Source organism: Sphingobium cupriresistens LL01, from assembly GCF_001046645.1.
Lineage (GTDB): Bacteria > Pseudomonadota > Alphaproteobacteria > Sphingomonadales > Sphingomonadaceae > Sphingobium > Sphingobium cupriresistens.
Window position 1 is genome coordinate 1,807,034 of record NZ_KQ130434.1, and the last position, 25,895, is coordinate 1,832,928.

Consider the following 25,895-nt stretch of genomic DNA (forward strand, 5'->3'; position numbering starts at 1 on the left):
TCGATTAGGCTGGTTAGAAACAACTGGAACGGTTACGGACAATATTGTCCGGATAAGACGAATGGAATTGGGTGTGCGCAGAGATGCCAAAGATCGGCGTGAGCGGATTATCGCAGCGGCGGCGACGATATTCGCAAGGCACGGATATGCCGTGGCGCTTGATGCGATCGCTGCGGAGGCTTCCGTCGGCCGTACTACGCTCTACCGGAATTTTGCCGATCGATACGCGCTCGCTCTTGCGGTTATGGAACGTCGCATCGAGGATGTCGCAGCAATAGCGGACGAACATCACGACCGGCCCGACACCTTTCTCCTGATGGTCAGGAAGATGTGCGAGAGCCGTACCGATTACGCGGCGCTGGCCAACGCAGTAGCCATCCAGCATGGCGCCGAAGGTCGCCAGGCAATCGCCGTGCTGCGCGCTCGCATGGAGGGGGTCTGCTCCGTTCCGATCGCACGCGCCCAGCGTGCCGGCCTCATTCGATCCGACTTCGCTATCACCGAAGTTCACCGCCTCACCATGATGCTGGCGGCCGGCGCGACGGAATGGGATCAGGACGATCGCGATCGCGAATTCGATCGCGCCCTGCGCCTCGTCATGGAAGGGCTGCAGCCACCCACGGCCGCGCGGAAAAAATAAATCATCAACATTAGTGTTGACGAATCGCTTAATAAGCGGTCATTTGTGTCCGGTAACGACGAGAGCCGCCGTGAAAGGCTGCCAGTAACCCTGCCCTGACGTCTGCTTTCCATGCGCGTCAGGCCCCCCGGCACAGGAGAGATGCGTGATGAAGTGCGGATTGTTCCACACCCCCTACAACCAGCCTCAGCGGACCCCGAAGCAGATCTTCGACTGGTCCATCGAACTGGCGCAGATATGCGACAAGGCGGGTTTTTCTGACTTTCTGGTGGGTGAGCATTATACGCTTGCCCTGGAAAATATTCCCATGCCCGAGGCGATCATCGCATCTGCGGCGATGGTGACGGAAAAGCTCCGGTTCGCGCCGATGGCGCACCTTCTCCCCTATCATGACCCTGCAACGCTCGCGATCCGCATCGGCTGGCTCAGTCAGGTGCTCGAAGGACGCTATTATCTCGGCGTCGGCCCAGGCGGTCACCATACCGACGCGATCCTGCACGGCTTCGAGAATCTGTCGCAATTGCCCGCACGGCAGATTGAGGCGCTCACGATCATGGAGAAGGTCTGGCAGGAAGAGCCGTTCCGCTTCGCAGGCGATTTCTACAGAGCAGGATTTCCAGGTCCTGACGATATGCCCGGCTATGACGTGACCATCGCCAAGAACGGATTATGGAAAGAGTCGCCGTTCGAAATCGCCGTCACCGCGCTCTCGGCCAATTCGAACTCGATGAAGTTCGCCGGTGAGCGGAATTACAGCCCGATCTCGTTTTTTGGTGGTGTCGATCAGATGATATCGCACTGGGAAACCTGGTCGACCGCCATGCGAGAAGCGGGCTTTACGCCGGAACGGGAGCGGCTTCGCGTCTGTCGCGAGGTGTTCGTCGCGGATAATGATGCGGAAGCGAAGCGCCGTGCGATCTCTGGCGGCCTTGGCTACAGCTGGGAGCATTATCTCCTGCCGATCTACAAGAAGTTCAAGCTGCTCGACGGGATCATCAAGGATTCTGGGGTCGATATCAGCGCTGATGAAGTCGACATGGATTTCCTTGCCGAGCACGTGTGGCTCTGCGGTTCGAGCGAAACCGTGACACAAAAGATCGAGGCGCTTGTCGACAAGGTCGGGCCATGGGGCATGCTGTGCATCAATTCGCATGACAATATTGACGACATGGCGCCCGCAAATGAGTCGCTCCAGCGCTTTGCGCAAGAGGTCATGCCAAAAGTGGGAGCGTCTGTTCCTGCCTGACGCATGACATCGCCATCAAGAAGACGGCGTCCACCGCTCTTGATGCAGCTTTCGACCCTCGTCGTCCGGATTTGCAGAACCGTTCCGCTGGTAAACCCAACGCGCGACGCGGAAGCAGCGGGTCGGACAGACGGGCTTCGAGGCAGACGAAAAACCTATCTCGCGCCGACCGTCTCTCGTCGGCGCGGGACAGAGCTTTGACTACCCTCTCCCGCCCATCGCGGACTTAATCAGGAGTTTTGGAATGGACCTCGCTGGCAAGAAGATAATCGTCACTGGCGGCGCACAGGGGATCGGTGCAGCGATCGTGCGGGCCTACGTCGCCGCCGGCGCAACAACCGTCGCAATGGACCTGCAGGAGGAACTCGGACATCGAACGGCGGCTGAGGCGAGTGAGCACGGGCCGGGTCAAGCAACCTTTCAGCTGCTCGATGTCACGAACCGCGGCGCGGTAGACAAGGCATTTGAGGAAGCCGCTGCGCGATTGGGCGGCCTGGACGTGATGGTAAATGTCGCGGGCGTGCAATCCTTCGTTGACGTCATCCAGGTCGACGAAGCCGCATACCGCCGCCTGTTCGATATAAATGTTCTGGGCACCATGAATACAAATGGCGCCGCCTATCTCGCGATGAAGCCTCGCGGTAATGGGGCGATCATAAACTTCGGTTCGGAGTCAGGTCTGACGGGCGAGCCGGACAATGCTGTCTATGGCGCGACCAAGGGCGCCGTCCATACGTGGACACGATCGGTTGCCCGACAGTGGGGACCGGACGGGATCCGGGTCAACGCAGTACTCCCCTATGTCGTCACGCCCATGTATCAGAAATTCCGGGACGCTTTGTCGCCGGAAGCGCTCGCAAGACATGACCATGAGGTCCAAACTGCCATTCCGCTTGGGGGAAAGTTCGGAGACCCTGACAAGGATCTGGCGCCTGTACTGGTGTTTCTCGCGAGCGACGCTTCGCGTTTCATTACCGGCCAGATGCTTGCGGTCGATGGCGGGCTGGTTTCGGTTCGCTAGCGAAGGCGGCCCGATCAAGGCCATGCCATCATCCGCTTGGCGTCGGTCGAATGATGTGCTTGTGTTGGCAGGGTTGGTTCCATTTATGGGAGCCGCCCCTTCAGCCGCTCAATGCCAGTCAATCGATCCACTCAGCCGTCAGCACTGCGATGCTTTGCCTGATCGCATCCTTGATGAGATAATGCTCACTCCCTGTCGCGTCCAGCGATGGTTCACCCGAGAGACCTACCAGCACGTTCAGATACAGCAAGGAGGCATTGGTCAGGCGGCGGTCGAAGATATCGGATGGCAAATCCGGGACGCAGCTGCGCAACCCTTTGACTATGCGATTGAACGCAGGGGTCAAATCGCCATTTCCGTCCTCCTGCCACGGAAAGCCTTTGGGATAATAGTGAGGCAGATATTGGCATAATATAGAGGCGTAGGCGTGATAGCCGTCATTGTCGCGTGCCTGAAGTTGCGGATGCAGAAGGCATTCCAGCCAAAATCTAAGAGAAAATTCTCCATTCGCGATGCCCGCCTCGATCAGCTCCTGTCGGCTGCCTTCCAGCCCGATGACGCGATCGCGCAAGATATTGCGGATTAGCCCGTCCATCGAACCGAAATGATAAGAGACGGAGAAGTTGTTTTTCATTTCCGCATGTTTTGCGACTTCGCGTGCGGACACACTCCCGACGCCGCGCCGCGCCAAAAGCCATTCACCTGAACGGATCAACCGCTCCCTCGTGATCTCACTCGTCTTATACGCCATTCGAGACCAGCTTCCCTTAAAGCTTCGAACCATAGAATGAGCAGTTCGCACCGCCCGTTGCTGATCGCGGCGTACGACTCACGCCCGCACCAGCTCCGCTGAACCGTTGATGCCGCCTCCTCCCATATCAATAACCGACGACGATGTCGGTTTGGGAGGGGTTTAAACGATCCTCCGCGCCTATCGCAAGCGTTCAGCAGCGCGGAATTCCGCCCTTTGTGGCTAATCGTGCCGGCGCTTCAACCGAACCCTTTGAAGCGCTCGCCACGTAAATTTAAGTCACTTGACAGTAATTCAGGCTAGGCATATCCAAAGCATCAGGCAAGCCCAGAAGATAGTCGAATCGCTGCCTGTGGAAGTTAAATTAGAAAAAACATGAATTCGGCGATTTATAAAAATCTCCGTTCGATAACTGCGCAAAAAATAAGCAGACTTTATAAAAGAATAAATAAACAATCATCTTAGGGGATGGATGTCATGAAGCATTGTGCTTATCGATTTATGCTGTGCGCTTCAGTCGCATGGCTACCCAGCTTCGTCGCTCACGCACAGGACGCTAATCCTGCCGATCCACAGGCGGCCGCTGAACGCGCTGTCTCCCCGTCGGCAGCTCAAGATATTGTGGTCACTGCCCGACGACGCGAGGAAAAGCTTGCGGACGTGCCTGTCGCGGTCGAAGCGTTCGGCAATCAGGCGATCAACGATCGAGGCATCCTCACCGAAGCGGACCTTCAGTCGGCTACAGCCGGCCTGACGGTGCGCCAGACAGGATCTTCCAACCAGACCAACTTCTCCCTTCGCGGTCAGTCAATCGACGCTTTCTCCTTCGCCTCACCTGCCGTCCTTATCTATTTCAACGAGTTCAATACCCAAGGGTCGTCGGCATCCTCCTTCTTCGACCTGGAGAGCATCCAGGTCATCAAGGGGCCGCAAGGGACTTTGTTCGGCAGAAACGCCACGGGCGGCGCGGTGCTGTATCAGTCCGCAGCACCCAAGATGGGCGCGTTCGAGGGCTATGGCGAAGTTGCCTACGGTAACTATAATGATCGTCGGATCGAAGGCGCTGTAAATGTCCCTCTCGGCGATTTTGGAGCCTTCCGCCTGGCAGCCCAGTATAACAAGCGGGATGGCTTCCAGAGAAACCTTCTACTGAACATCAAGCATGGTTCGCTCGACAATCTCACGATCCGGCCTTCCTTGCGGCTGGAACTGTCCGATAACCTGACCAATACGACTCTTTTCCAATATGGCCGTTATCGCGGGCGTAGCACGTCGCTGAAGGCAGATCGGATCTTCAAGGTCGGCGAGGTCAATAACGGCTTCCTGCTCTCGCCTGCACTACCGACTGCGGCTGTGTATCAGCCAGGCGTCCAGATCACATACCCGCTGGTTGCCAACGCCTTCAGCTCGCTGGACGACTATATCGAGAAAACCAAGAATTCCGGCTTTTACGATACCTATACCAATACGGACGCCGGGCATCGTGCGAACCAGTATATGGTCGTCAACACCACAACCTATGACCTGTCCGATGATCTGACGATCAAGAACATCGCAGGCTATAACTATGTGAAGTCCAATGACAAAACTGACGTCGACGGTCTGCCGTTCACCCCGCTGATCGTGGGCTTCTATCCCGAAAATTCGCTCGGATATACCTATACCGACGATCAGATATCGAACGAATTGCAGCTGCAGGGCAAGGCATTCGACGGTAAGCTGGATTGTATTCTTGGCGCCTATTTCTTCCACGGCATGAACCGTCAGAACCAGCCTTTGGGTATTTTCTCGGACACGCCGAACGCCGTCTATATCCTGCGTACATTCCAGTTCGACAACTATTCGAAGGCGTTGTTCGGCCAGGCTTCCTATGAGGTCGCCACGGGCCTGAATTTCACTGCGGGCGCCCGCTACACCTGGGAACTGGCGAAATACAAGCCTTTGGCTGGCGATATCAACGCGATTCTGGGCGTTGGACCGGCCGAGCTCAAAGTATCCAAGCCGAGCTGGAACCTCAGTATCGACTACAAGGTGACGCCGTCGCTCATGATCTATGCGTCCCAGCGTGGCAGCTGGCGGACGGGCGGGTTCAACGGCACTGCCTTTACCGTGGTCGATGGCGTCTCGCTCGCCAACCAGTATGAGCCAGAAACCACCTACGATTTCGAGCTGGGCGCAAAGTTTCAGGGCTATGTCGGGGGGCGCAGGGCAAGCCTGAATGTTGCGCTGTTCGACCAGTATATCAAGAATGTGATCCGTGCGGTCTATATCGACGTCAGCGCCGTCTCGGGTAACGTTAAGAAGGCGCGAGTCAGCGGCGCCGAGGTCGAAGGTTCAATCCAGTTGGCCGACTGGCTACAGGTGGGAGGTGTCTTCTCCTACACCGATGCTCGTTACACCAATCCAATAGCGAATGTCGGAAGCGGGCAATTCGGCTTCGGGCCTTATGCCGATACGCCGAAATATTCGGGGTCGGCCTTCTTCAGCGCGTCCTTCCCGCTCGCCGGCGATGGCGGCGAAATCGCGCTGCGCGGCGACCTCTATTCCCAGAGCAAATATTATTACTCCAACCTCAACGCCTCGATCCTGCCGGGAACGGAGGTCAAAGGCTACACGCTCGCCAATGCCCGGCTGGAATGGAAGAAAATCCAGGGCAGCAACGTCTCCGTTGCGACCTACGTGAAGAATCTGACGAACGAGAAATACATCGTCGGCGGCTTCGCCCTAGGCGCGGTCCTGGGCGTGCAGAGTGTCCTTCCCGGCGTTCCGCGGACGTACGGCGCCGAGGTCCGCTTCGAATTCTAGCTTAAACTCTGGGCTGACGGGTCGAATTTTGGCGCCCCGCCAGCTCACCACAAAAAGGACAGATGAGATGGCAAGACTGAATGGCAAGGTCGCGATCGTGACGGGCTCCGGCACCGGCCAGGGTGAGGCCGAAGCCCGCCTGTTTGCAGATGAAGGCGCCAAGGTGATCGTCGCCGACGTCAATTTCGGTGCCGCGCAGAAGGTCGCGGCAGAGATCAACGCAAAGCATCAGGATAGCGCGCTCGCGGTCTCGCTCGACGTTTCGAAGGAGGCCGACTGGAAGGACGCGGTGAAGGCGGCGGCGGAGAGCTTTGGTCCGATCACCATTCTGGTCAACAACGCCGGCATCCTCGCGCCGGCGACCTACGACGTGCTGACCCATGAGCATTGGACCCGGACGATGGACGTCAACGCCTGGGGCCAGATGGTAGGCATGCAAACCCTCATCCCGATCATGAAGGCAGCCGGCGGCGGCTCCATCGTGAACGTCTCCTCGCTGGCAGTCGTCAACGCCTGCGGGCGCTTCACCGCCTACACGGCAAGCAAGGGCGCGGTAGACGCTCTCACGCGCGCCGCTGCGATCGAACTGGCCGGGTTCAATATTCGCGTCAATTCCATCGCGCCGGGCGTCATTCTCACCTCGATGGTGGAAGAAGCTTTTCCCACCCAGAACGCCATGGATGCTGCTGCATCCGTCCAGCCGCTTCGCCGACTGGGGCGGCCCATCGATGTAGCTTACCTCGCCCTCTATCTCGCCTCCGACGAGTCCTATTTCACGACCGGCGCGCAGCATGTGATCGACGGCGGACTCTCCGTCATGGGCGGCGTGACTCCTGACCTTGGGGACCAGTGAAGTCCTAGCCCTGCCCAATTCCGCATTTTGAAGAGGATTTTACATCATGGCATTGCGTGCCGGCATCTTTCACACACCCTACAACAAGCCCCATCGCACGCCGCTGGAGATGTTCGAATGGTCGCTCGATCTCGCCCGCACATGCGACGAGGCGGGATATAAGGATTTTCTGGTCGGCGAACATTATACGCTGGCGCGCGAGAATATTCCCGTACCCGAAGCCGTGATCGCCGCCGCCGCGCCAATGACGAAGACCCTCCGGTTCGCACCGATGGCGCATTTGCTGCCCTATCATAATCCCGCGACGCTCGCAGTGCGAATCGGCTGGCTGAGCCGCGTGCTGGGCGACCGCTACTATCTGGGCGTGGCGCCAGGTGGCCATCACACCGACGCCATTCTGAACGGGTTCGACGGGATCGGCGGACTTCCGGAGCGCCAACTGGAAGCGCTCGACGTGATGCAGCAGGTGTGGAAGCGGGAACCCTTCAAGTTCAAGGGGAATTTCTACCAGGCCGGCTTCCCCGGCCCCGACGATATGCCCGGCTACAACGTCGAGATCGCCGATAACAGCCCCCATCCGGGCATGGAGATCGCAGTGACCGGCCTTTCCACAAAATCCCCGTCGATGAAGTTCGCCGGCGAGCGCAACTACAGCCCGATCTCCTTCTTTGGCGGCACCGCCCAGATGAAGGCGCATTGGGATACCTGGTCAGCCGCCATGGAAGCGAGCGGCCACACACCCGATCGCAAGCGGTTCACCATATGCCGCGAAGTCTTCATTGCCGACACGGATGCCGAAGCCAAGCGCCGGGCGTTATCCAGCGGCCTTGCGGAAAGCTGGGAAAAATATCTGTTCCCGATCTACAAGAAATTCGATCTGTTCGCTGGCATCATCGCGGATTCCGGCAAGGATCTGACGCCAGATCAACTGGACATGGACTTCCTTGCCGAACATGTCTGGTTGTGCGGATCGCCCGAGACGGTTGCCGAGAAGATCGAGAAGCTGATCGATCAGGTCGGCTCGTTCGGGCAGCTTTGCGTCAATTCGCACGACTATATCGACGATCCGGCCCCGGCGAAGGAATCGCTACAGCGGTTCGCGCAGGAAGTCACCGCCAAGATCGAAATCTGACCGCAAACCGGTCCCGGAGCTGCGCTCCGGGACTAGGACGCCGGCTTGAAAATGGAGATGGACGTTATGGAAACAGATGATCGGGCAAGGACGTCCCCGCCGCCCCATGTGCCAGCGGACCGTCTGTACGACATAGACTTGTATAAGCCGGACGGGATCGAAACCGACGGCTATCTCAAAGCCTGGAAGCGCCTTCAGGATGAGAAGCTTCCCGGCCTGGTATGGAGCCCCTTCAATGGTGGCCACTGGGTCGCTACGACCGGCGCGCTGATCCGCGAAATCTACACCGATCCCGATCGCTTTTCGAGCCAAGTACTTTTCATCCCGAAAGCGGCGGGGGAAAAATATGCGATGGTCCCCTCGAAAATGGACCCGCCCGAACACCGTCCCTATCGCGCGGTCGTCGACAAGGGGCTCAATCTGCGCGCCATCCGTGAGCGCGAGCCGCAGGTGCGCGCTCTGGCAGCCAGCCTGATTGACCAGTTCGCGGATCGCGGCACCTGCGATTTCGTCGGGGAATTTTCCGCCGAGTTTCCCATCCAGGTGTTTATGACCATGGCCGATCTGCCGATGGAGGATTCGCCCAAGCTGCGTGCCCTCGCCAGTGGCATGACCCGCCCCGGAGGCAACTCCCCTGAAGAGATGGCCGCCAATCTGGACCGCGCCAACAAGGGCTTTTTCGATTATGTCGGGCCGATCATCGACGCGCGGCGCGGCAAGCCCGGCACGGACATCATCTCCCTGTGCGTGAACACGGATATCAACGGCGCGATGATGGAGCGGCAGAAGCTGCTCGGCATGATTTCGCTGCTGCTGCTGGCCGGCCTCGATTCGGTCACGAACTTCATGAACATGATGATGGACCATCTTGGTCGGCACCCCGAGACGGTCGCCATCCTGCGGGACAACCCTGAAGAGCTACGGCGCGCGGTGGAAGAAATGTTCCGTCGTTTCCCGCTCGTCGCTGCGGCGCGGATGATCGCCAAGGACATCGAACTGGACGGTGTCGAACTCAAGGCGGGAGAGATGGTGCTCCTCCCGACCGCGTTAGCCGGGCTCGATGAGGAACAAAATCCCGACCCCTGGAAGCTCGATTTCCACCGCAGTCGCATTTCTCACTCGACCTTTGGGGAAGGTCCCCATCGCTGCGCGGGCCTTCATCTCGCTCGTCTGGAAACGACGATACTGTTGGAAGAATGGCTCAAGCGCATTCCCACCTTCCATGTGGTCACGGGATCCGAACCCCGTTTTGAGTCCGGCGTCGTCGCATCGGTCGACAACGTGCATCTTGAGTGGGAGGCTGCATGACAATCGAAAGCCCTGCAGCGGACACGACCAAAGCTGTCCTGTGTTTCGAATATGGTCCGCCCGACACATTGCGCGTGTCTTCGGTCGCACTGCCTCCGCTTGATCCGGCCAATGTGCGGGTCCGCGTCAAGGCGGCGGGCATCAACTTCCCCGACAGCCTGATAATGCTCGGCAAATATCAGCTGCGCCCCGAATTTCCCTTCGCTCCCGGATTCGAGGTTGCCGGAGAAATAATCGAAGTCGGTGACGCGGCGGGCGGCTGGTCCGTTGGAACGCGCGTCGTCGGGTTAACTGCGTCGGGGTACGGTGGCTTCGCTGAACATGTCGATATCCGCGGCGAGCTCGCGGTGGGTGTGCCTGCGGATGTCGATGATGTCACGGCGGCTGGCATCTACGCGGCCTATGGTACGGCCTATCATGCGCTGGTGCAGCGTGGTGGAGTGAAGCCGGACCAGCAGGTCGTCGTGCTGGGCGCCACAGGTGGCGTCGGACTAGCCGCTGTAGACATCGCATCAGCGCTCGGTGCCGAGGTGATTGCCATTGGCAGTTCTGCAACGAAGCTGGAACTGGCGCTGGCCGCAGGCGCAAAATCCGCGATCGTTTATGTTGAGGGAGAGCTCGGAAAGCAGATCAAGGCGGAGACGGCTGGACACGGCGCCGACATCTGCATCGACGTCACCGGTGGCAAGGCGTTCGCAGAAATGTCCCGTGCGATGGCCTGGGAAGGGCGTCTGCTCGTCATTGGGTTCACCAGCGGGGAAATTCCCGTGCTCCCCGTCAATCTGCTGCTGCTCAAGGGTTACTCAGCAGTTGGCGTCTATTGGGGCCGATTTAGCGAGATCGATCCTGACGGCCACGTGGCCAATTTCGAAGCGCTTTGGCGCCTCTTGGCCGAAGGCCGGATCACGCCGCACATTCACAAGACCTACCCCATGGAGAGCGCCGCGGCTGCCTTGAACGACCTTTTGTCGCGCAAGACAGCCGGCAAGCTGGTGCTCACGCCTTTCAGCCAATGACCGATGGGAGCCATATTTTGCCGGAACTGGAAGAATTGCTCGCCAAGCAGGCGATCACGGAAGTCCTTCATCGCTATTGCCGTGGTGTCGACCGCCTGGATGAGGATCTGGTCCGCGACATCTATCACGACGATGCCTTTGACGATCATGGCTACTGGTCGGGGCGCGGTCATGATTTCGCACCTTTTGTCGTCAATCGCCTGCGCCAGGAAAATGCCTGGACCACCCATTCGATCACGAACGCCCTGATCGAGGTGAGAGGTGACGTCGCAATAAGTGAATCGCAGGTCATGGTGCATCTCAAGCGGCGAAACGGAGGACCGGTAATCGTCGATGTGATGGGCGCTCGCTACGTCGATCGCTTCTCGAAACGAAACGGCGTCTGGAAAATCGATGAACGCACCGTCGTGCTCGATTGGCACAAGGTCGAGAACTGGGCCGGGCAGGAAGCACAAATCCCCCTCGAACTCTTCACCACCGGGAAGCGTGAACGCACCGACGCCGTGTACATCATGCACGAAAAAATGACGTTGCAGGAAGAGGGATAGGATCGCCATGATGAAGTATAAGCTGCTGGGTCGCTCGGGCCTTCGGGTGTCGGAATTCTGCCTCGGCACCATGACATTTGGCACTGCCTGGGGCTGGGGATGTGACGAAGCTGGCTGTCGGTCCCAACTCGACCTGTTCTTTGGACAGGGCGGCAACTTCATTGACACCTCCAACGTCTACGGGTCGGGCCAGGCCGAAGAGATACTTGGCAACATACTCACCCCTGCTCAGCGCAACAGCACCGTTCTGGGGACCAAATATACCGATAATCTGCCCGGCGAGACGGCGCACGCCAACAGTGCGGGCAATCAGCGCAAGAATATGGTGCAGAGCCTTGAAGGCAGTCTCAAACGTCTCAAGACCGACTATGTCGATATCTTCTACGTTCACACCTGGGATTTCACGACGCGTCCGGAGGAGGTCCTGCGCGGGCTCGATGACCTCATTCGACAGGGGAAGATACTCTATGCCGGTATCAGCGACGCGCCGGCCTGGGTCATTTCCCGATGCAACGAACTGGCCGATCGGATGGGCTGGTCGCCTTTCGTGGTCAATCAGTTCGAATATAGCCTCGTGGAGCGAACTCCTGATCGAGAGATCGTCCCGATGTCGCGCGCGCTGGATATCGGCATGGTTGCCTGGTCGCCGCTCGGCGGTGGCATCCTCACCGGAAAATATACCGCCAATAAGGATGCGGGCGGCTCCCGTAGAATGGACAATGTACCCTACAAGACCCTGTCCGAACGCAATCTGACAATCGCGCGCGCGCTCGACGCCGTCGCACAGGAGGCCGGCTGCACCCCATCTCAAGCGGCGCTCAAATGGATGCTGAAGAAGCGCATCATTCCCGTAATTGGCGCTTCGAGCGCGGACCAGCTTAAGATCAACCTTGCGTCCCTCGACGTCGAACTGTCGGATGATCAACTTGGCCAGCTGGAAAGCGCGAGTGCGGTCGAGCTCGGGTTCCCGCACGACTTTTTCGAGTCGGCAAAAGGCTTCGTCTATGCCGGCCTTTTCGACCGCATCGATCGGCATCGCGATGACGGCATCGGCACCAGCGCCGACGCCAAGCAAAACGCGAACTTCAGCTACACCGACGTGATGATCGACAGCCCTGCGCAGGCGTAGGGCGCGCTGGCGACACAGGTATCAAGGAATGACAGGATGATTTTGGGCATACACCATACCGCCATCGCCACGCGGGACATCGAAAGCCTGGCCACTTGGTACATCGACATGTTCGGACTCGCCAAATTGTGCGACGATGGCTGGTCAGGCGCACCGGAACTCGACAAGATCGTGGGCCTTCCCAATTCGGCCGCCCGGTTCATGCTGCTCAGCGGCGGCAATCACTGTATCGAACTATTCCAGTTCAGCTCTCCCGATCCGGGCGAACACACGCCTGCTCGCCCAGTATCCAAACCCGGCTTCACGCACATCTGCTTTGCCGTCGACGACATCCAGGCCGAGTATCGGCGACTGAGCGAGGCCGGCATGGAATTCCATTGTCCCCCGACGGTGGCGGCAAATCGCCCGCTGCTCGCCACCTACGGCCGCGATCCGGACGGCAATGTCGTCGAACTGCTGCAGGTTATCGATGACGGTCCGTTCGCTTTCGCGACTACCCGGCCGGAATGGAAAGTAGCGCCCAAGTCGGCCTGACGCGATTCGCCCGGAAACGATCGGCGTTCGATGTCGACACATTATCAATCGGTACAAGGAGAGGCAGCCATGGCATTGCTGAAAGGGAAAGTCGCGATCGTGACCGGTGCGGGGTCAGGCATCGGCGCCGCGATCGTCGAGACGTTTCACCGCGAAGGTGCACAGGTCTTCGCGCTTGATGTGAGCGGAAGGCAGGAGGAGGTTGCTGCCCGTCTGGGCACGGGCTGCTTCCCTCTGCAAGCGAATGTGTCGATCGGAAGCGAATTTGCCACCGCGATTGCCGATGCTGTCGAACGGGCAGGCCGGCTCGACATCTTGGTCAACAACGCCGGTATCGATGGACAAATCGCCGTCACAGCCGACTATGATGAGGATGAGTTCGACCGCGTGATGGCAGTCAACGCCAAGTCGGTATTTCTGGGCATGAAATACGCGATACCCCAGATGCTCAAGACCGGCGGTGGTGCGATCGTCAACACGGCATCGACGGCCAGCCTGGTTGGCTTCGCCCGGATGCCCGCATATTGCGCTTCGAAAGGCGCGGTTCTCATGCTCACACGAACAGCGGCGCTGGAATATGCTCAACAGGGAATCAGGGTGAATGCGATCTGTCCCGGACCCACCCGTACAGAGATGACGAAGCACCTGCCGGCCGACCTGATTCAGCAAGTCGTCGCCACTACACCAATTGGCCGATATGCCGATCCAGGTGAACTGGCGAACTCAGCACTGTTCCTGGCCAGCGATCTCTCATCCTATGTGACCGGGACCTATCTGGCGGTCGATGGTGCGTACATGACCGCCTGAAGCAGGGCGTGGCAATCGGCGATTCTATTTCGGCAGCGGTGAAGGGGGCGCGATGATGGACAAAGATCCGTGTCAGCCGGCAGTGGGGATCGGTAGGTCTCATGGCTCGCATAGCAGCATATCCAAGCGCCGGATGTCAGCGCGTACGGAAGGAAGCGCAGAATATGCCTTCAAGCGTAAGCAATTGTTCCAGATCGCCGCCGAACATTTTCGACGCGACGGTTTCAAGGCAGCTCGCTTAGCTGATATCGCTCGCGATACGGGAATCGACCGGGCGTCGGTCTATTATTATGTCGGTAGTAAAGAGGAGCTGTTCCTGGGCGTGATTGAGAACGTCCTGGATGCAAACATGGCGGATGCCGCCCGCCTGATCGACGATTTGTCACTCAGCTGGGTGGAGCGACTACATGCAATCTATGTTCGCATGATGGAGTCCTACGAAGAGAACTACCCGGCAACCTTCGTCTATATCCAGGAACAAATGCACCATATCGCTGAGCAGGCGCCGGCCACGCATCAGCTTATGATCAAGACACGCCTCTTCGATCAAATGCTTATGCGCATCGTTCGGGAAGCGATGGCGTCAGGTGAACTACGGAGCGACATACCGCATCGCCTCGCGGAGACGGCTTTGTTCGGCATGCTCAATTGGACGCATCGCTGGTTTACGCCTGATGGCGATTTGAGTGGTCGTGAGGTGGCGGAAGCCTACTGGTCCATCTTTTCCAGGGGGATGAAGCAGCCCGGCCGGAGCTGAAAGCGGAGCAGCCGATTTCAAACCGTTCTCAGGGGCTGAGTGACGGCTCAGCCCCCTCCATCTCATCAGCATCCCCCGTATCCCGCAGGACTTGAATTACAACAGCAGTGTGGCATTCTCTTGAACGGCGGGCAGACCCATGAAGGAACATGGATCATGCCGAAACTTACTGAACGCGAGCGCCTGACGGAGCTCGAAACGAGGCGGCGCAAGCTGCTTGAGGAAATCGAGGCTGCGCGCCTTTCCCTGCGGTCACGCTATGCTGCCGTCATTCAGGAACTGCCAGTCGAGACATTGACCGAGCGGGAACTGCGCGAGCTCGTGCAACTCTCCATCCAGCTTGGTGGGGCCGCTGCTCTTGCTGCACTCAGGCCATTGCTCCCGTCGCAATCACCCGGCAAAAAGGCAGCGGCGCCCCGATAAGGCGGCGCATCCTCTGGACGGGACATTGCCAATTTGGCAACTGCCCCGCCCCTGTACGAATCACAAAATGGATAATGGATATGACGCTGACCGATATCGTTGCCACGATTGCGACTGATGAAGGCCTCGCAAAGACCGACGTCAAGAAGGTCGTGGATGCCCTGTTTGCGCAGGTCGCCGCCGCGGCCGAAAAGGATGAGGAAGTCTCGATCCCCGGCTTTGGCAAGTTCAAGGTGAAGCACAGCGCAGCGCGCGACGGCCGAAATCCCTCGACCGGTGAGACAATCAGCATCGCAGCCTCCAGGAAGCTTGGCTTCACACCCGCGAAGGCGTTGAAGGACAAGCTGAACGGCTGATCCGCCTCTGGTCCTCCGCTCACGGCGGTGGGCCAGGGTTCAGCCGCAATGATCCACCGGCGAACCCGTTTCGCGGATCAGCCGCAACCGGCATTTGCGTCAGCCATCTGCGGCGCGCAAAACGCGCGCCGCCGGGCACTAATGGTGGTATTTCCCATCATCGAATGACCAACGCACTATTTCACGGACAGTTGAGCCGATGATCAGGTAACGGCGGGATCATCTCACTGGTGACGGGCATATGCCGCCGAACCCATCGCCCTGAAGCTCTTTCGGCCCGACGAGCCTGCTTCAAAATTGGAACCAGTCTCCAGGCAAGCGACATGTTGCGCCAGCGCCACAGATTTTATGACAATTTCATGTAAAATCATTTCGGTTGCAAACCGACTTGGCGCTCCGCGCGTGCCTGCTACTCTCTCGACATCCCGCTGAGCAAAGTGATCCGGCTCTCCTCAAAGGCCGGGAAGGGCAACAGCCAGGCAGTGAGCGGACCGATGCGTGCGTGACTTTTACCGCGTGGCGCACGTGACGACGCGAGCAGAGCGCTAGCGACGTCATGTTGGAGAGGGGCGCCTAAAGGCAGACCCCATATGAGGAGAAACGCCATGTATATCGGACCTCGCCTTGGCCAGTTTGTCAGCAGCTGCGGAGAAGTGAAGGATGAGTTCGCGCTGAAGGAACTGCTTGCGGAAATTACCCCGTCCCTCGGCTTCGACCAGTTCGCGCTCGTCAGCCATGTGGACCTTATGAAAGCAAAGCGCGAGGCGATGGTCATCACCAGCTATCATGAGGGCTGGATCGAGCGATCGCTCCTGGGCAATTATTATGTCGACGACCCTGTCCATGCGGCAAGCATGCGGACGGTCACGGCATTTCTCTGGAGCTTCATACCCACGATGATCCGCCTGACCAGGCGTCAGCGCCAGATATTGGAGGAGGCAAAGCCCTATGGCCTTGCCGAAGGGCTGACCATTCCGGTCCAGGCACCGGGAGAATATCGCGGCTCCTGCTCGTTTGGCGGCAGCAAAGCGGTGGAGCTCACCGTCGATCTCCTGGGCGCGGCGCAGTTGATAGGGATGTTTGCATTCGAAGCCGCCCGCCGGTTGCAGCGAGCGCGATGGTTGCCGGGCGTTGAACAACCGGAGGTTCCTGCGCTCAGCCAACGCGAGCTTGACTGCATAGACCTTGTCGCCTGCGGCAAGACCGACCCGGAAATCGGCGTCATCCTTGGCATATCGCGCTACACGGTCCGCCAATATGTCGACGAGGCGATGCGCAAATATGACGTCTACAAGCGCACCGAGCTTGTCGTGCGTGCGCTGTTCGACGGCCAGATCTGCTATCGGATGCTGAACGGCAAGTAAGCAAGTTACTCCGGCACGCCAGGCGTGCGCGGAGCGTGCGCCCTCCCCATGCCTAACGCCATTCCTCTTTTTCGAGGAATGGCAGTCCCCTTCCCTTCGAGCGACCTTCGGGGCGCAACAAAGAAGGAGACGACATGACGCACGTCGTTCGAGGCGGGAGCCTCCAGGAAGAAACTGTTCTGCGATCCATGTATGAGGCGCGAAAGCGCGTCTTCGTCGATCTGCTGGGATGGGACATACCGGTGCTGGCCGATCGCTATGAGATCGACCAGTTCGACGGTCCCTCCACCGTCTATCTGATCGCTGCCGAGCGCGATGGGACACACCTGGGATCGATGCGGCTTCTGCCGACAAACGGCCCTTACCTCCTTGGCGATATCTTCCCGGAGCTGTGCGAAAAGGCGCCGCCTGCCAGCGGAAAAATCTGGGAAATCTCCCGCTTCTGCCTGTCACGCGACCTGCGCGCTGCCGAGCGGCGCCAGGTCCGTGACCATCTCGTCACGATGGCCGCCAGCTTCGCCCTCGAGCAGGGCATCGGCGGCTACTGCTGCGTAGCGGACATGCCCTGGTTCAGCCAGATCCTGTCTTTCGGATGGGAGTGCCGTCCGCTCGGCCTTCCCCGGACGCTTGCCTGCGGGATGCTGGGCGCAATGCAGATCATCATCACGGAGGACACGCCCGCGTTGATGCAGGCCGCCGGAGTCTGGCGCCCTGCCCCCGTCCAGTTCGCCGCGGCCGCCGCCGCATAGGAGAAACGACCATGGCACATTTACCCGACGTCCCATGTGCAGGCTTCCACGCCGATCAGCTCCTCGATCAGGGCTATTGCATCATTCCACAGGCTATAGCCCAAAGCGAGGTCGAGACACTGGCGAGCGATCTGACCGGTGATTTCGACACCGCACAGCTTTCGTCAGGCCCATTTTACGGCAACGACACCAAGCGTTTCGGCGGCCTGCTCAGCCGATCCGAGCAGACCAAGGCTTTCGTCCAGCACCCCATGATCCTCGCCATCATGCAAAAAATCCTCGGGCCTTGGTGCGACCATTTTTCGCTGAACCTTACGCAGGCTATCGAGCTGATGCCCGGTTCGATCGAACAGGTGCCCCACCGCGACCAGGATATGTGGCCTTGCAGCCGCCTCGTCGATCCGTCGCTTCAGGTCGAATTTCTGGTGAATGTGATGTGGCCCTTCACGCCCTATACGAAGGAAAATGGAGCTACCCATGTCTGGCCAGGAAGCCATCGACGCCAGGATGAGATGCTGATCGATCCCACGGAGGCGATCGTCGCGGAAATGCAGCCGGGCTCCGCGCTGCTGTTCCTGGGATCGACGCTTCATGCGGGCGGCGCCAATCGCTCGCCTGCGCCCCGGCGGGGCATGATCGTCAGCTACACGCTGGGCTGGCTCAAACCCTATGAATTGCAGTGGCTCGCCTATCCGCCGGAAGTCGCACGCGCCTTTGACGCCGATCTGACGGATTTGCTGGGATATCGAATTCATCGGCCGAACCTTGGCAACCATGAGGGGCGCTGCCCTTCTCAATTGCTTCGCGAACCGGAGCGGAAGGCAGGCGCAATCGACGCCCTCGCGCCCGACCAGCACGCACTGATCGAAGCCTTTCGGGCGGGCGAACTGCCCGAACCCGTGACCGGCTGACCAAACGTCAAAAATAGATATTCGCATGGATCGACTGGGGATGAAATGCGGAACGATGATCATCAGGAGGGCGCCGCCGAAAGGCGGCGACACAAACGCCTCGGCACCTGCCGCGCGCTCATCGAGGAACGGCGCCTTGTGGAGAAGAGCCTTGGCATCCAGCTTTGTGCCAATCCGAACTGGGACATGCTGCTTCACCTCTACCAGGCTGAACTGGAAGGCTTTGCGGTCTACCAGTCGGCGCTTTGCACGGTCGCCAATATTCCTTATTCCAGCGCCCATCGCTGGACCGCCACTCTCGCAACACGCAAAATATTGACGCGCCGTCTCGACCTGCGCGACAAGCGGCGGGTCACGGTCCGGCTCGCGCCGCCCATAAGGGAGGCCCTCGACAGGATCATGGACGAGGCGTCCACCGCTGCGATCGCTTTCGTCGGTCGTTGCGCCAACGATCCATATGGCATATGATGCGTGATGCGCAATGCTAGAGGATGAAACGATGCGAACGACCCTTGTGATCGATGATGATGTGATGGCGGCGGCGCGCGCCATTGCCGATCATCAGCAAAGCTCCATCGGCCGCGTCCTGTCGGATCTTGCCCGGAAAGCCCTCCACGCTCCGGAGTCGTCCCGCACCAGAAATGGGATCAGCCTGCTGCCGACAAAAGCTGGCGTGGTGGTGACGCAGGATATCGTCAATGCCCTTCGCGATGAGGCGCCATGACCTACCTTTTGGACGTCAATGTTCTGGTCGCGCTGATCGACCCCAATCATGTCGGCCACGAAGCGGCCCATCACTGGTTTGAAGCCGAAGGCAGCAAAGCCTGGGCGACCTGCCCCATTACGGAAAATGGGGTGATCCGGATTGTGGGCAACGTCCGCTACCCTTCCACGCCTGGCTCGCCGGCCGAGGTCGCGACGATCATGGCACAGATGTGCAGGCTTCCTGGGCACAGCTTCTGGGCGGAGGATATCAGCCTCCTCAACGCTGACCATGTCGACGCCAGCCAGATCCTCACCTCGGCACAGGTAACCGATACCTATCTCCTGGCGCTTGCCGTCGCCAACAAGGGCAAGCTCGCGACCTTCGACCGACGCCTCACGCCTAAGGGGGTGATGGGCGGCAAGGACGCGATCCACCTCATCGGAAATCATTGATGCGCACCGACCTCGACCATCTTCCTGCGGCCAAGCAGCGCGAGCTCGAAGAAGTCGTCCGCATCCTGTTCGCCGAGTTCCGGGACGCGACTGAAAACGCAACGGGCCGCAAGAAATCGGCTCGCATCCTCAAGATCATCCTGTTCGGCTCCTATGCGCGGGGTGATTGGGTCGACGCGCCGTTCGACGCCAACCAGTATAAGTCCGACATGGATATTCTGGTCATCGTCAACCAGAAGGAACTAGCCGATGTGGCGGCATATTGGTCCGTGGCCGAGCAGCGGCTGATCGATGCCTATCTGATCGAAAAGCGCATCAACACGCCGGTGCATTTCATCGTCCATTCGCTTCAGCAGGTGAACCAGGGCCTCAGCCACGGCCGGGTCTTCTTCATGGAGATCGCCGAGCAGGGCATCGCCCTCTACGACGCGGACGATCGCGAACTCGCCAAGCCCAAGCCTAAGACCCCTTCAGAGGCAGCGGCGGCTGCGCAGGACTATTTCGACGATTATTTTTCGGAGGCAATGCAGGCGTTCGAAGTCGCAAAGTTCGGCATCGAGAAATCATTCTTCAGGAAGGCGGCTTTCGATCTTCACCAAACCGCCGAGCGACTATATCAAGCTATCTTGCTTACCCTCACTTTCTACACCCCATACGATCACAACATCGCTTTTCTTCGGCTGCAAGCTGAAGGGCGTGACCCTACCCTCTTCGACGTCTGGCCGCGAGGGACCCGCAGGGAGCGCGCGATGTTCCAGAAGCTCAAGGACGCCTATGTGAAGGCCCGCTATTCAAAGCATTATCAGATCGACCTTGAGGAGCTGAGATGGCTGGCTGAGCGCATTGAAACGCTAGGCCAGATCACTCATTCGATATGCTCTGCGCATATTGCAAAGTTGAACGAGAAGGCGCGTCATTGACTTTGTCACGGGCTCTTGAGCGCGAGTTCTGCCAATTGCGGAATGCCCGGGCATGGGACATTCGCGACTGTCGGCTTTGAAGCCTGCCTGAGACCAAAGCTGCCGTCGACAGGCTGAAAGTTAATGTCCAGGTCGTTGTGGTTCACGTCGCGCAAGGTGTGATCTCTGGTTATAGTTTTGCGAATGCATTTTCCGCTGATGCCTGCCGAGCCGAGGCTACGCCGATCTGTGGCCCATCTATGAAAATGGCAAGTCACGTCCATTCCACCGTTTCTACCCCACAAAGGCTCTCTCGATCACATAATCGCCCGGCTTCGCGTTGGAGCCTTCAATAAAGCCACAAGCATCCAGCAGGTGAGCGATATCCTTGATCATGGCCATGCCGCCACACAGCATGATGCGATCGGTCTGGACCGAGAGCGGCACACCGCTCAGCCCGGCCCGCGCGAACAGGCTGTCGTCTTTGATCATCGTTGTGATGCGCGCGTTGCATGTAAAGGCTTCGCGCGTGACAGTGGGCAGATAGGATAGTTGCGCCATCGCCTGTTCCGATACCAGCGGATCATCCCGCAGGCCGGATTCCAGTTCCGTACGAAATGCCAGGTCGCTTGCCTGCCTGACGCTGTGGACGACGATCACCCGCTCATAGCGTTCATAGACGTCGGGGTCGCGGATCAGGCTGAGGAACGGCGCCAGCCCGGTGCCGCTTGACAGCAGCAACAGCCGGTTGCCGGGCAACAGCGCGTCGGTCACCAATGTGCCCGTGGGCTTGCGCCCAAGATATATCTGGTCACCGGGCTGGATATTCTGCAATCGCGACGTCAGCGGGCCATCCTCCACCTTGATCGACAGGAAGTCCAGTTCCTCGGCATAGGCGGGACTGGCCACCGAATAGGCACGCAACAGCGGTTTGCCGCCGTCGCCCGCTAGTCCGATCATGACGAACTCGCCGGACCGAAACCGAAAGCTCGCCGGGCGTGTCATCGAAAAGCTGAACAACCGGTCGTTCCAATGGCGGACATTCAGGACGGTCTCAACAGACAGGGCGCCGGTCGCGGTCAGCTCCGCCTTGTCGCCTTCCATCAGGATAGGCTCGGCCGCGCTCATGCCGACATCGCCGGATGGAAATAGCGGGCCAGGAAGGTGCCGTCCTCGCCGAAATGATATGTCTCAAGGCTGTGTACCGTAATGGGATCGCCATTCACAACACCTTCGTTGCATACGCAGGCTGCGGCCTCATGCCCGTTCACGATCAGTTCGACAAATGTCAGCTTCCAGCCGACATAGCGGTCGAACAATTCCCCGATCAGGTCCAGCCCCTCCTTACGATCGCTGCCCACCGGATCATCGATCAGCAGCCCGCCTGGCGCGATCTCACGGTAGGCGGCGATGAAGTCGTCGCGCCGCCCCTGGTTGAACATGTCAAGTTGATGCCGGAGAAATGCTTCGATCCGGTCTGCGTCGAGCGTTGCCATGCACACTTCCTCTTTAACGGCCCGCAACCGCTGTTCTGATTGCTGGAACAATCTCTGACCATGGGAGAAAGGCCAGGCAAGGCGACAGGCTATCGCCGGAATGCAATAGGCTATCGTTTCGCAACAATCATGGGAGGCGGAAGCGGCGTGACTATCGCCGACCTGCTTTTCACTATCGATGAACCGAGCCGCCCTTTCTTAAGGTAGGTTGTCGTCCTATCGAAATGCCGCCTGTCTAACCGCAATAAAGACATGTGGGAGAGAGTGATGCGAACGTCCAAACTGATGCTGGCGACGATGCTGTCGGGCCTGCCTGTCGCGATGGCTCAGCCCGCGCAAGCGCAAGTCGCGCCACAGGAAGCGCAGGAACAGTCCGGCGGCATTCAGGATATCGTGGTCACCGCGCGGCGGACCGAGGAAAGCCTGCAAACCACGCCGCTGGCCGTCACGGCATTGGGCGATGTCGCCATCCAGCGCGCGCAGATCGTGAGCGTCCAGGACGTCCAGCGCGTCGCCCCCAGCGTCGTCATATCGACTGGCTCTGCCTCGACATCCGGGTTCGCGTTCGTTTCGATCCGCGGCCAGGGCAATCTTCAACCGTTGATCGCCAACGATCCGGCGGTCGCAACCTATATTGACGGCGTCTATATCGCCCGGCCTTCGCAAGGCCTGACCGATCTGCATGACCTCCAGCGGCTGGAAGTGCTGCGCGGTCCTCAAGGCACGCTGTTCGGCCGCAACACCACGGGCGGCGCGATTAACATCCTGTCCAAGGATCCGGTCGATCATCTGGAAGGCAGCTTGAAAGGCGAAGTCGGCAGCTATGCCTACCGGGACGTCGAGGCTGTTTTGAACGTGCCACTGGCCGAGGGTCTGGCGGCGCGCCTCGTCTATGATTTCCATGATCGCAATGGCTATGGCAACAATGCTCGGCTGAATCGCGACGTGGGCGATCAGAAAAGCCATTTCCTGCGCGGCAAGCTAAAATATGAAAGTGACGGGTTCGACGTCACCATGAGCGGCGATTATAACAAGATCACGGACATGGGCCAGCTTGCCCAGACCGCTGGGTTCAACCCGCTGTCGTTTCAGGGGCCGCTGGCAGCCTTTGCGCCTGGCCTGGCCAGCGCAATCCACACTAAGGACAATTGGTACACGACCTATGCAGGTGGGCTGACGCGGCCCACGACCAACCCGACCTTTGCGACACTGCCTCCCGACATACAGGCACGATACAGCCAGTTGCCGTTCGACAAGCTGGTCGCCTACGGCTTTTCCGGTGTGGTCAACATCGACATCGGCGAACATAAACTCAAATCGATCACCGCCTATCGCTATTCCGATTCTGACGGGCTGATCGACCTGGACGGATCGCCATCCCCAGTCCTGGCGGTATTCGGCGGCGCGCATTCGGAATCCTATTCGCAGGAGCTCCAGCTTTCCGGCAACATCACGGATCAGCTGAGCTATATTCTGGGCGGCTACGCCTCGCGCGAAACCGGCTTTGAATATTCCCGGTCGCAGATTTTCGGCGGGTTGATCCGCAACAGCTTCGGCGACGCGAAGAACACGACCAAGGGCGCCTATGCGCAGCTCTATTATAATCTGACCGACAGCGTGCGCGCCGTCGGCGGCTTCCGCTATACCTGGGACGGGCGAGAGGTTGTCCTGCACAATCAGCAGGTGCTGGGCCTTGCGCCCAATGCCCCCGTCGCGGGCACGCCGTTCGGCGTGAACTGCAACCTCGTCAACCCGGACCAGACGCCAACTGCCACGCAATGCAACCAGACCCAGTCGAAGAATTTCTCCTACCCCGCCTGGAACCTGGGACTGGACTGGCAGGCGAGCGAGGACATTTTCCTCTACGTCGCCACGCGCGGCGCGGCCAAGGCGGGCGGCTTCAACATACGCGCCGGGTCGCTTCCCGCCTTCTCGCCGGAAAAGGTCAAGGATGTCGAAAGCGGCATCAAGGCAAGCTGGCTCGACAATCGGCTGCGTACCAACGTAGCGTTGTTCCACACTTGGAAAAGCAATGCGCAGGTGATCGTCAATGCCGTCGCACCGGGGGTCGGCGTCACCCAATATACCCAGAATAATGGCGACACCCGCGTGTGGGGTGCCGAATTCGAGGTCGTGGCTGCGCCATGGTCCGGCATGGAGATTTCAGGCAATCTCTCGCTGCTCGACGGCAAATATAAGGCGGGGAGCATTTCCGAAGTCCAGCGGATCACCAGCGCCACGCCGCTGACCGGATGCGCCGCCGCGCCGCCGACCGCTGCGGGCGTACCGCGGTACGACTGCACGGTTGATCTCAGCGGTCGCGCGCTGACGCAATTGCCCAAGATCCAGTTCAGCATCGGCGCGACCCAGACCATCGCTCTTTCGACCGGCGACCTGATCCTGCACATCAATTACGCCTATGTCGGCAAGCAGCATTTCAACCCGGTGGTGGCGTCGGATCAACAGACCGCTGCGGTCAAAGCCGCCTATGCGCAGGAAAATGCGTTGGGCGAAACGGCAGGCTATGGCCTGCTCAACGGCCGCATCGCCTATCAGCTCAAAGATCCGAATATCGAACTCTATGTCTATGGCCGCAACCTGACGGCGAAGAAATATCTCAGCCGCCGCTTCTCCGATCTCTATCAGACCGGTGGGCTGGGGGTTGCGGTCGACTATGCGGGTGACCCCCGCGTGGTCGGGATCGGCATGCGCTATCGTTTCGGCGGACAGTAAGCGTGCCCGATCGAAAACTGGACAAGAAAGGCTGCTCGTGAACGACCTTCCCGACAATGTTCCGCGCGAACTTGTGATGCCCTTTGCCCTGACGCCGCGTCGCGCGACCACGGTCAATCCCTATACCGACATCATTCCCAAGCTGCATGAAGGTCCGCCGATCTTCTATGGCACCGATGTGTTTCCGGGGCGTCAGCCGGGCTGGGTCGTGCGGCGCGCGGAAGACCTGCGGAAAATCTATGCCGATACCGACAGTTTCGGCAAACGCGGCAATACCGGCTTTGCCGCCGGGATCGGCGAAAGCTGGGACATCATCCCGACCGAACTCGACCCGCCCCGACACACCGGCTTTCGCAATGCGCTCAATCCCGTCTTTTCGCCCAAACGGATGGGCGAACTGGACGGCAAGGTCCGCCTGCGCGCGCGGGAATATATCGACAAATTCAAAGACAAGGGTGAATGCGATTTCGTCAGGGATTTCGCCATCCCCTTTCCGGTGTCGATCTTCCTCGATTTGCTCGGTCTGCCGCAGGAGGAGATGCAACAGTTTCTCGACTGGGAATTTTCCCTGTTGCACACCGACGATATGGAAGACCGCGTCAAGGGCACGCGCGCGGTGAAGGCTTATCTGCTCAACGCCATCGAAGATCGTCGCAAAAATCCCGGCGACGACCTGATCAGTATCGCACTCCAACTCGAATATGAGGGGCGCCAATGGACGCCCGAAGAGGTGTTCGGCCATTGCTTCAATCTGTATCTGGGCGGACTGGATACCGTTTCGGCCAATATCGGCCTGCATTTCCATCATCTGGCGACCCATCCGGCCGATCAGGACGCTCTGCGGCAAAATCCGGCGGGTGCGACAGTGGCGATCGAGGAACTGCTGCGCGCTTATGCCGCCGTCACGACCTTCCGCATTTGCACCAAGGACGTAGTGCTGCATGACGTCACCATCCGCGCGGGTGACCGGGTGGCGATGTCGACCCCGTTGGGATCGAACGATCCCGAAGCGTTCGAGGCCCCGACGCACATCCGCTTCGACCGCCGTCCGTCGCATCTGACCTTCGGCTATGGCCCGCATCGCTGTCTGGGCGCGCATCTCGCGCGGCGCGAGCTACAGATCGCCATGCAGGAAATGCTCGCCGCCCTGCCCGCTTTTACAGTGCAACCGGGGTTCGATGTGCCCTTCTATCTCAGCAATATCATCCATGTGGAATCGCTTCCACTGGTCTGGGCCAGATAGGTATGGCGCGCTCAGC

Annotated in this window: 27 protein-coding genes; 24 read left to right on the forward strand and 3 right to left on the reverse strand. The window is 59.3% G+C overall.

Features of this window, described 5'->3' with window-relative positions:
• The first annotated feature begins 61 nt into the window (after positions 1 to 61).
• The 3 genes from V473_RS08725 (at position 62) to V473_RS08735 (ending at position 2,907) form a co-directional block, all read left to right on the forward strand.
• Complete coding sequence (locus V473_RS08725; RefSeq protein WP_009821818.1) at positions 62 to 640, forward strand: TetR/AcrR family transcriptional regulator; 579 nt, start codon at positions 62 to 64, stop codon at positions 638 to 640.
• 148 nt (positions 641 to 788) lie between these two features.
• The gene (locus V473_RS08730) at positions 789 to 1,886 is read left to right on the forward strand and encodes an LLM class flavin-dependent oxidoreductase (protein ID WP_066602710.1); all 1,098 of its coding nucleotides are present in this window, start codon (positions 789 to 791) and stop codon (positions 1,884 to 1,886) included.
• Positions 1,887 to 2,130: 244 nt separating this feature from the next.
• A complete protein-coding gene (locus tag V473_RS08735) occupies positions 2,131 to 2,907 on the forward strand; it encodes an SDR family NAD(P)-dependent oxidoreductase (protein ID WP_066602711.1) in 777 nt (258 codons plus the stop codon).
• Positions 2,908 to 3,025: 118 nt separating this feature from the next.
• On the opposite strand, the gene V473_RS08740 is transcribed toward V473_RS08735, so the two are convergent.
• Positions 3,026 to 3,658, reverse strand: a complete 633-nt coding sequence (locus V473_RS08740) for a TetR/AcrR family transcriptional regulator (RefSeq protein ID WP_148648347.1) — start codon at positions 3,656 to 3,658, stop codon at positions 3,026 to 3,028.
• A 477-nt stretch (positions 3,659 to 4,135) separates the two neighbouring features.
• Between V473_RS08740 and V473_RS08745 the strand changes: the two genes are divergently transcribed.
• From V473_RS08745 to V473_RS08830, 19 genes are all read left to right on the forward strand, one after another.
• Positions 4,136 to 6,463 (forward strand): TonB-dependent receptor, encoded by a 2,328-nt coding sequence (locus tag V473_RS08745; protein WP_216628551.1) that lies wholly within the window; start codon positions 4,136 to 4,138, stop codon positions 6,461 to 6,463.
• Between the two features lie 28 nt (positions 6,464 to 6,491).
• The gene (locus tag V473_RS08750; RefSeq protein WP_148648348.1) at positions 6,492 to 7,316 is read left to right on the forward strand and encodes an SDR family NAD(P)-dependent oxidoreductase; all 825 of its coding nucleotides are present in this window, start codon (positions 6,492 to 6,494) and stop codon (positions 7,314 to 7,316) included.
• Positions 7,317 to 7,362: 46 nt separating this feature from the next.
• A complete protein-coding gene (locus V473_RS08755; RefSeq protein WP_082679033.1) occupies positions 7,363 to 8,448 on the forward strand; it encodes an LLM class flavin-dependent oxidoreductase in 1,086 nt (361 codons plus the stop codon).
• Positions 8,449 to 8,499: 51 nt separating this feature from the next.
• A complete protein-coding gene (locus V473_RS08760) occupies positions 8,500 to 9,756 on the forward strand; it encodes a cytochrome P450 (protein WP_169793940.1) in 1,257 nt (418 codons plus the stop codon).
• The gene (locus V473_RS08765) at positions 9,753 to 10,772 is read left to right on the forward strand and encodes an NADPH:quinone oxidoreductase family protein (RefSeq protein WP_066602722.1); all 1,020 of its coding nucleotides are present in this window, start codon (positions 9,753 to 9,755) and stop codon (positions 10,770 to 10,772) included. The genes V473_RS08760 and V473_RS08765 overlap by 4 nt, the downstream gene beginning before the upstream one ends.
• Entirely contained in the window at positions 10,769 to 11,320 is a 552-nt protein-coding gene (locus V473_RS08770) for a nuclear transport factor 2 family protein (RefSeq protein WP_066602725.1), read from the forward strand. Before V473_RS08765 ends, V473_RS08770 begins: the two co-directional genes overlap by 4 nt.
• A 7-nt stretch (positions 11,321 to 11,327) precedes the next feature.
• Complete coding sequence (locus V473_RS08775; protein ID WP_201785489.1) at positions 11,328 to 12,449, forward strand: aldo/keto reductase; 1,122 nt, start codon at positions 11,328 to 11,330, stop codon at positions 12,447 to 12,449.
• A gap of 36 nt (positions 12,450 to 12,485) precedes the next feature.
• A complete protein-coding gene (locus tag V473_RS08780) occupies positions 12,486 to 12,983 on the forward strand; it encodes a VOC family protein (protein ID WP_066602729.1) in 498 nt (165 codons plus the stop codon).
• 69 nt (positions 12,984 to 13,052) lie between these two features.
• Positions 13,053 to 13,790, forward strand: a complete 738-nt coding sequence (locus V473_RS08785) for an SDR family NAD(P)-dependent oxidoreductase (protein ID WP_066602732.1) — start codon at positions 13,053 to 13,055, stop codon at positions 13,788 to 13,790.
• Between the two features lie 52 nt (positions 13,791 to 13,842).
• On the forward strand, positions 13,843 to 14,547 hold the full coding sequence (locus tag V473_RS08790) for a TetR/AcrR family transcriptional regulator (protein WP_244884352.1): 705 nt from the start codon (positions 13,843 to 13,845) through the stop codon (positions 14,545 to 14,547).
• Positions 14,548 to 14,703: 156 nt separating this feature from the next.
• The gene (locus tag V473_RS08795) at positions 14,704 to 14,970 is read left to right on the forward strand and encodes a hypothetical protein (protein ID WP_066602734.1); all 267 of its coding nucleotides are present in this window, start codon (positions 14,704 to 14,706) and stop codon (positions 14,968 to 14,970) included.
• Positions 14,971 to 15,050: 80 nt separating this feature from the next.
• Entirely contained in the window at positions 15,051 to 15,326 is a 276-nt protein-coding gene (locus V473_RS08800) for an HU family DNA-binding protein (RefSeq protein WP_066605372.1), read from the forward strand.
• 605 nt (positions 15,327 to 15,931) lie between these two features.
• Positions 15,932 to 16,690 (forward strand): LuxR family transcriptional regulator, encoded by a 759-nt coding sequence (locus V473_RS08805; protein ID WP_066602736.1) that lies wholly within the window; start codon positions 15,932 to 15,934, stop codon positions 16,688 to 16,690.
• Positions 16,691 to 16,824: 134 nt separating this feature from the next.
• The gene (locus tag V473_RS08810) at positions 16,825 to 17,439 is read left to right on the forward strand and encodes an acyl-homoserine-lactone synthase (RefSeq protein WP_066602743.1); all 615 of its coding nucleotides are present in this window, start codon (positions 16,825 to 16,827) and stop codon (positions 17,437 to 17,439) included.
• A gap of 11 nt (positions 17,440 to 17,450) precedes the next feature.
• On the forward strand, positions 17,451 to 18,350 hold the full coding sequence (locus V473_RS08815; protein ID WP_066602744.1) for a phytanoyl-CoA dioxygenase family protein: 900 nt from the start codon (positions 17,451 to 17,453) through the stop codon (positions 18,348 to 18,350).
• Positions 18,351 to 18,395: 45 nt separating this feature from the next.
• On the forward strand, positions 18,396 to 18,818 hold the full coding sequence (locus V473_RS08820) for a hypothetical protein (RefSeq protein WP_066602745.1): 423 nt from the start codon (positions 18,396 to 18,398) through the stop codon (positions 18,816 to 18,818).
• A 31-nt stretch (positions 18,819 to 18,849) separates the two neighbouring features.
• Entirely contained in the window at positions 18,850 to 19,074 is a 225-nt protein-coding gene (locus tag V473_RS22870) for a hypothetical protein (protein WP_201785490.1), read from the forward strand.
• Positions 19,071 to 19,508 carry a TA system VapC family ribonuclease toxin gene (locus V473_RS08825; protein ID WP_066602746.1) on the forward strand — a complete coding sequence of 146 codons (438 nt, stop codon included), beginning with the start codon at positions 19,071 to 19,073 and terminating at the stop codon, positions 19,506 to 19,508. Before V473_RS22870 ends, V473_RS08825 begins: the two co-directional genes overlap by 4 nt.
• Positions 19,508 to 20,428, forward strand: coding sequence for a HEPN domain-containing protein (locus V473_RS08830; RefSeq protein WP_066602749.1), 921 nt, complete (start codon positions 19,508 to 19,510; stop codon positions 20,426 to 20,428). The genes V473_RS08825 and V473_RS08830 overlap by 1 nt, the downstream gene beginning before the upstream one ends.
• Positions 20,429 to 20,701: 273 nt before the next feature.
• On the opposite strand, the gene V473_RS08835 is transcribed toward V473_RS08830, so the two are convergent.
• Entirely contained in the window at positions 20,702 to 21,535 is an 834-nt protein-coding gene (locus tag V473_RS08835) for a ferredoxin--NADP reductase (protein ID WP_066602752.1), read from the reverse strand.
• Complete coding sequence (locus V473_RS08840) at positions 21,532 to 21,903, reverse strand: nuclear transport factor 2 family protein (protein WP_066602755.1); 372 nt, start codon at positions 21,901 to 21,903, stop codon at positions 21,532 to 21,534. Before V473_RS08840 ends, V473_RS08835 begins: the two co-directional genes overlap by 4 nt.
• Before the next feature lie 267 nt (positions 21,904 to 22,170).
• Between V473_RS08840 and V473_RS08845 the strand changes: the two genes are divergently transcribed.
• The gene (locus tag V473_RS08845) at positions 22,171 to 24,636 is read left to right on the forward strand and encodes a TonB-dependent receptor (protein ID WP_066602757.1); all 2,466 of its coding nucleotides are present in this window, start codon (positions 22,171 to 22,173) and stop codon (positions 24,634 to 24,636) included.
• Between the two features lie 37 nt (positions 24,637 to 24,673).
• Positions 24,674 to 25,879 (forward strand): cytochrome P450, encoded by a 1,206-nt coding sequence (locus V473_RS08850; RefSeq protein WP_169793927.1) that lies wholly within the window; start codon positions 24,674 to 24,676, stop codon positions 25,877 to 25,879.
• Positions 25,880 to 25,895 lie beyond the last annotated feature (16 nt).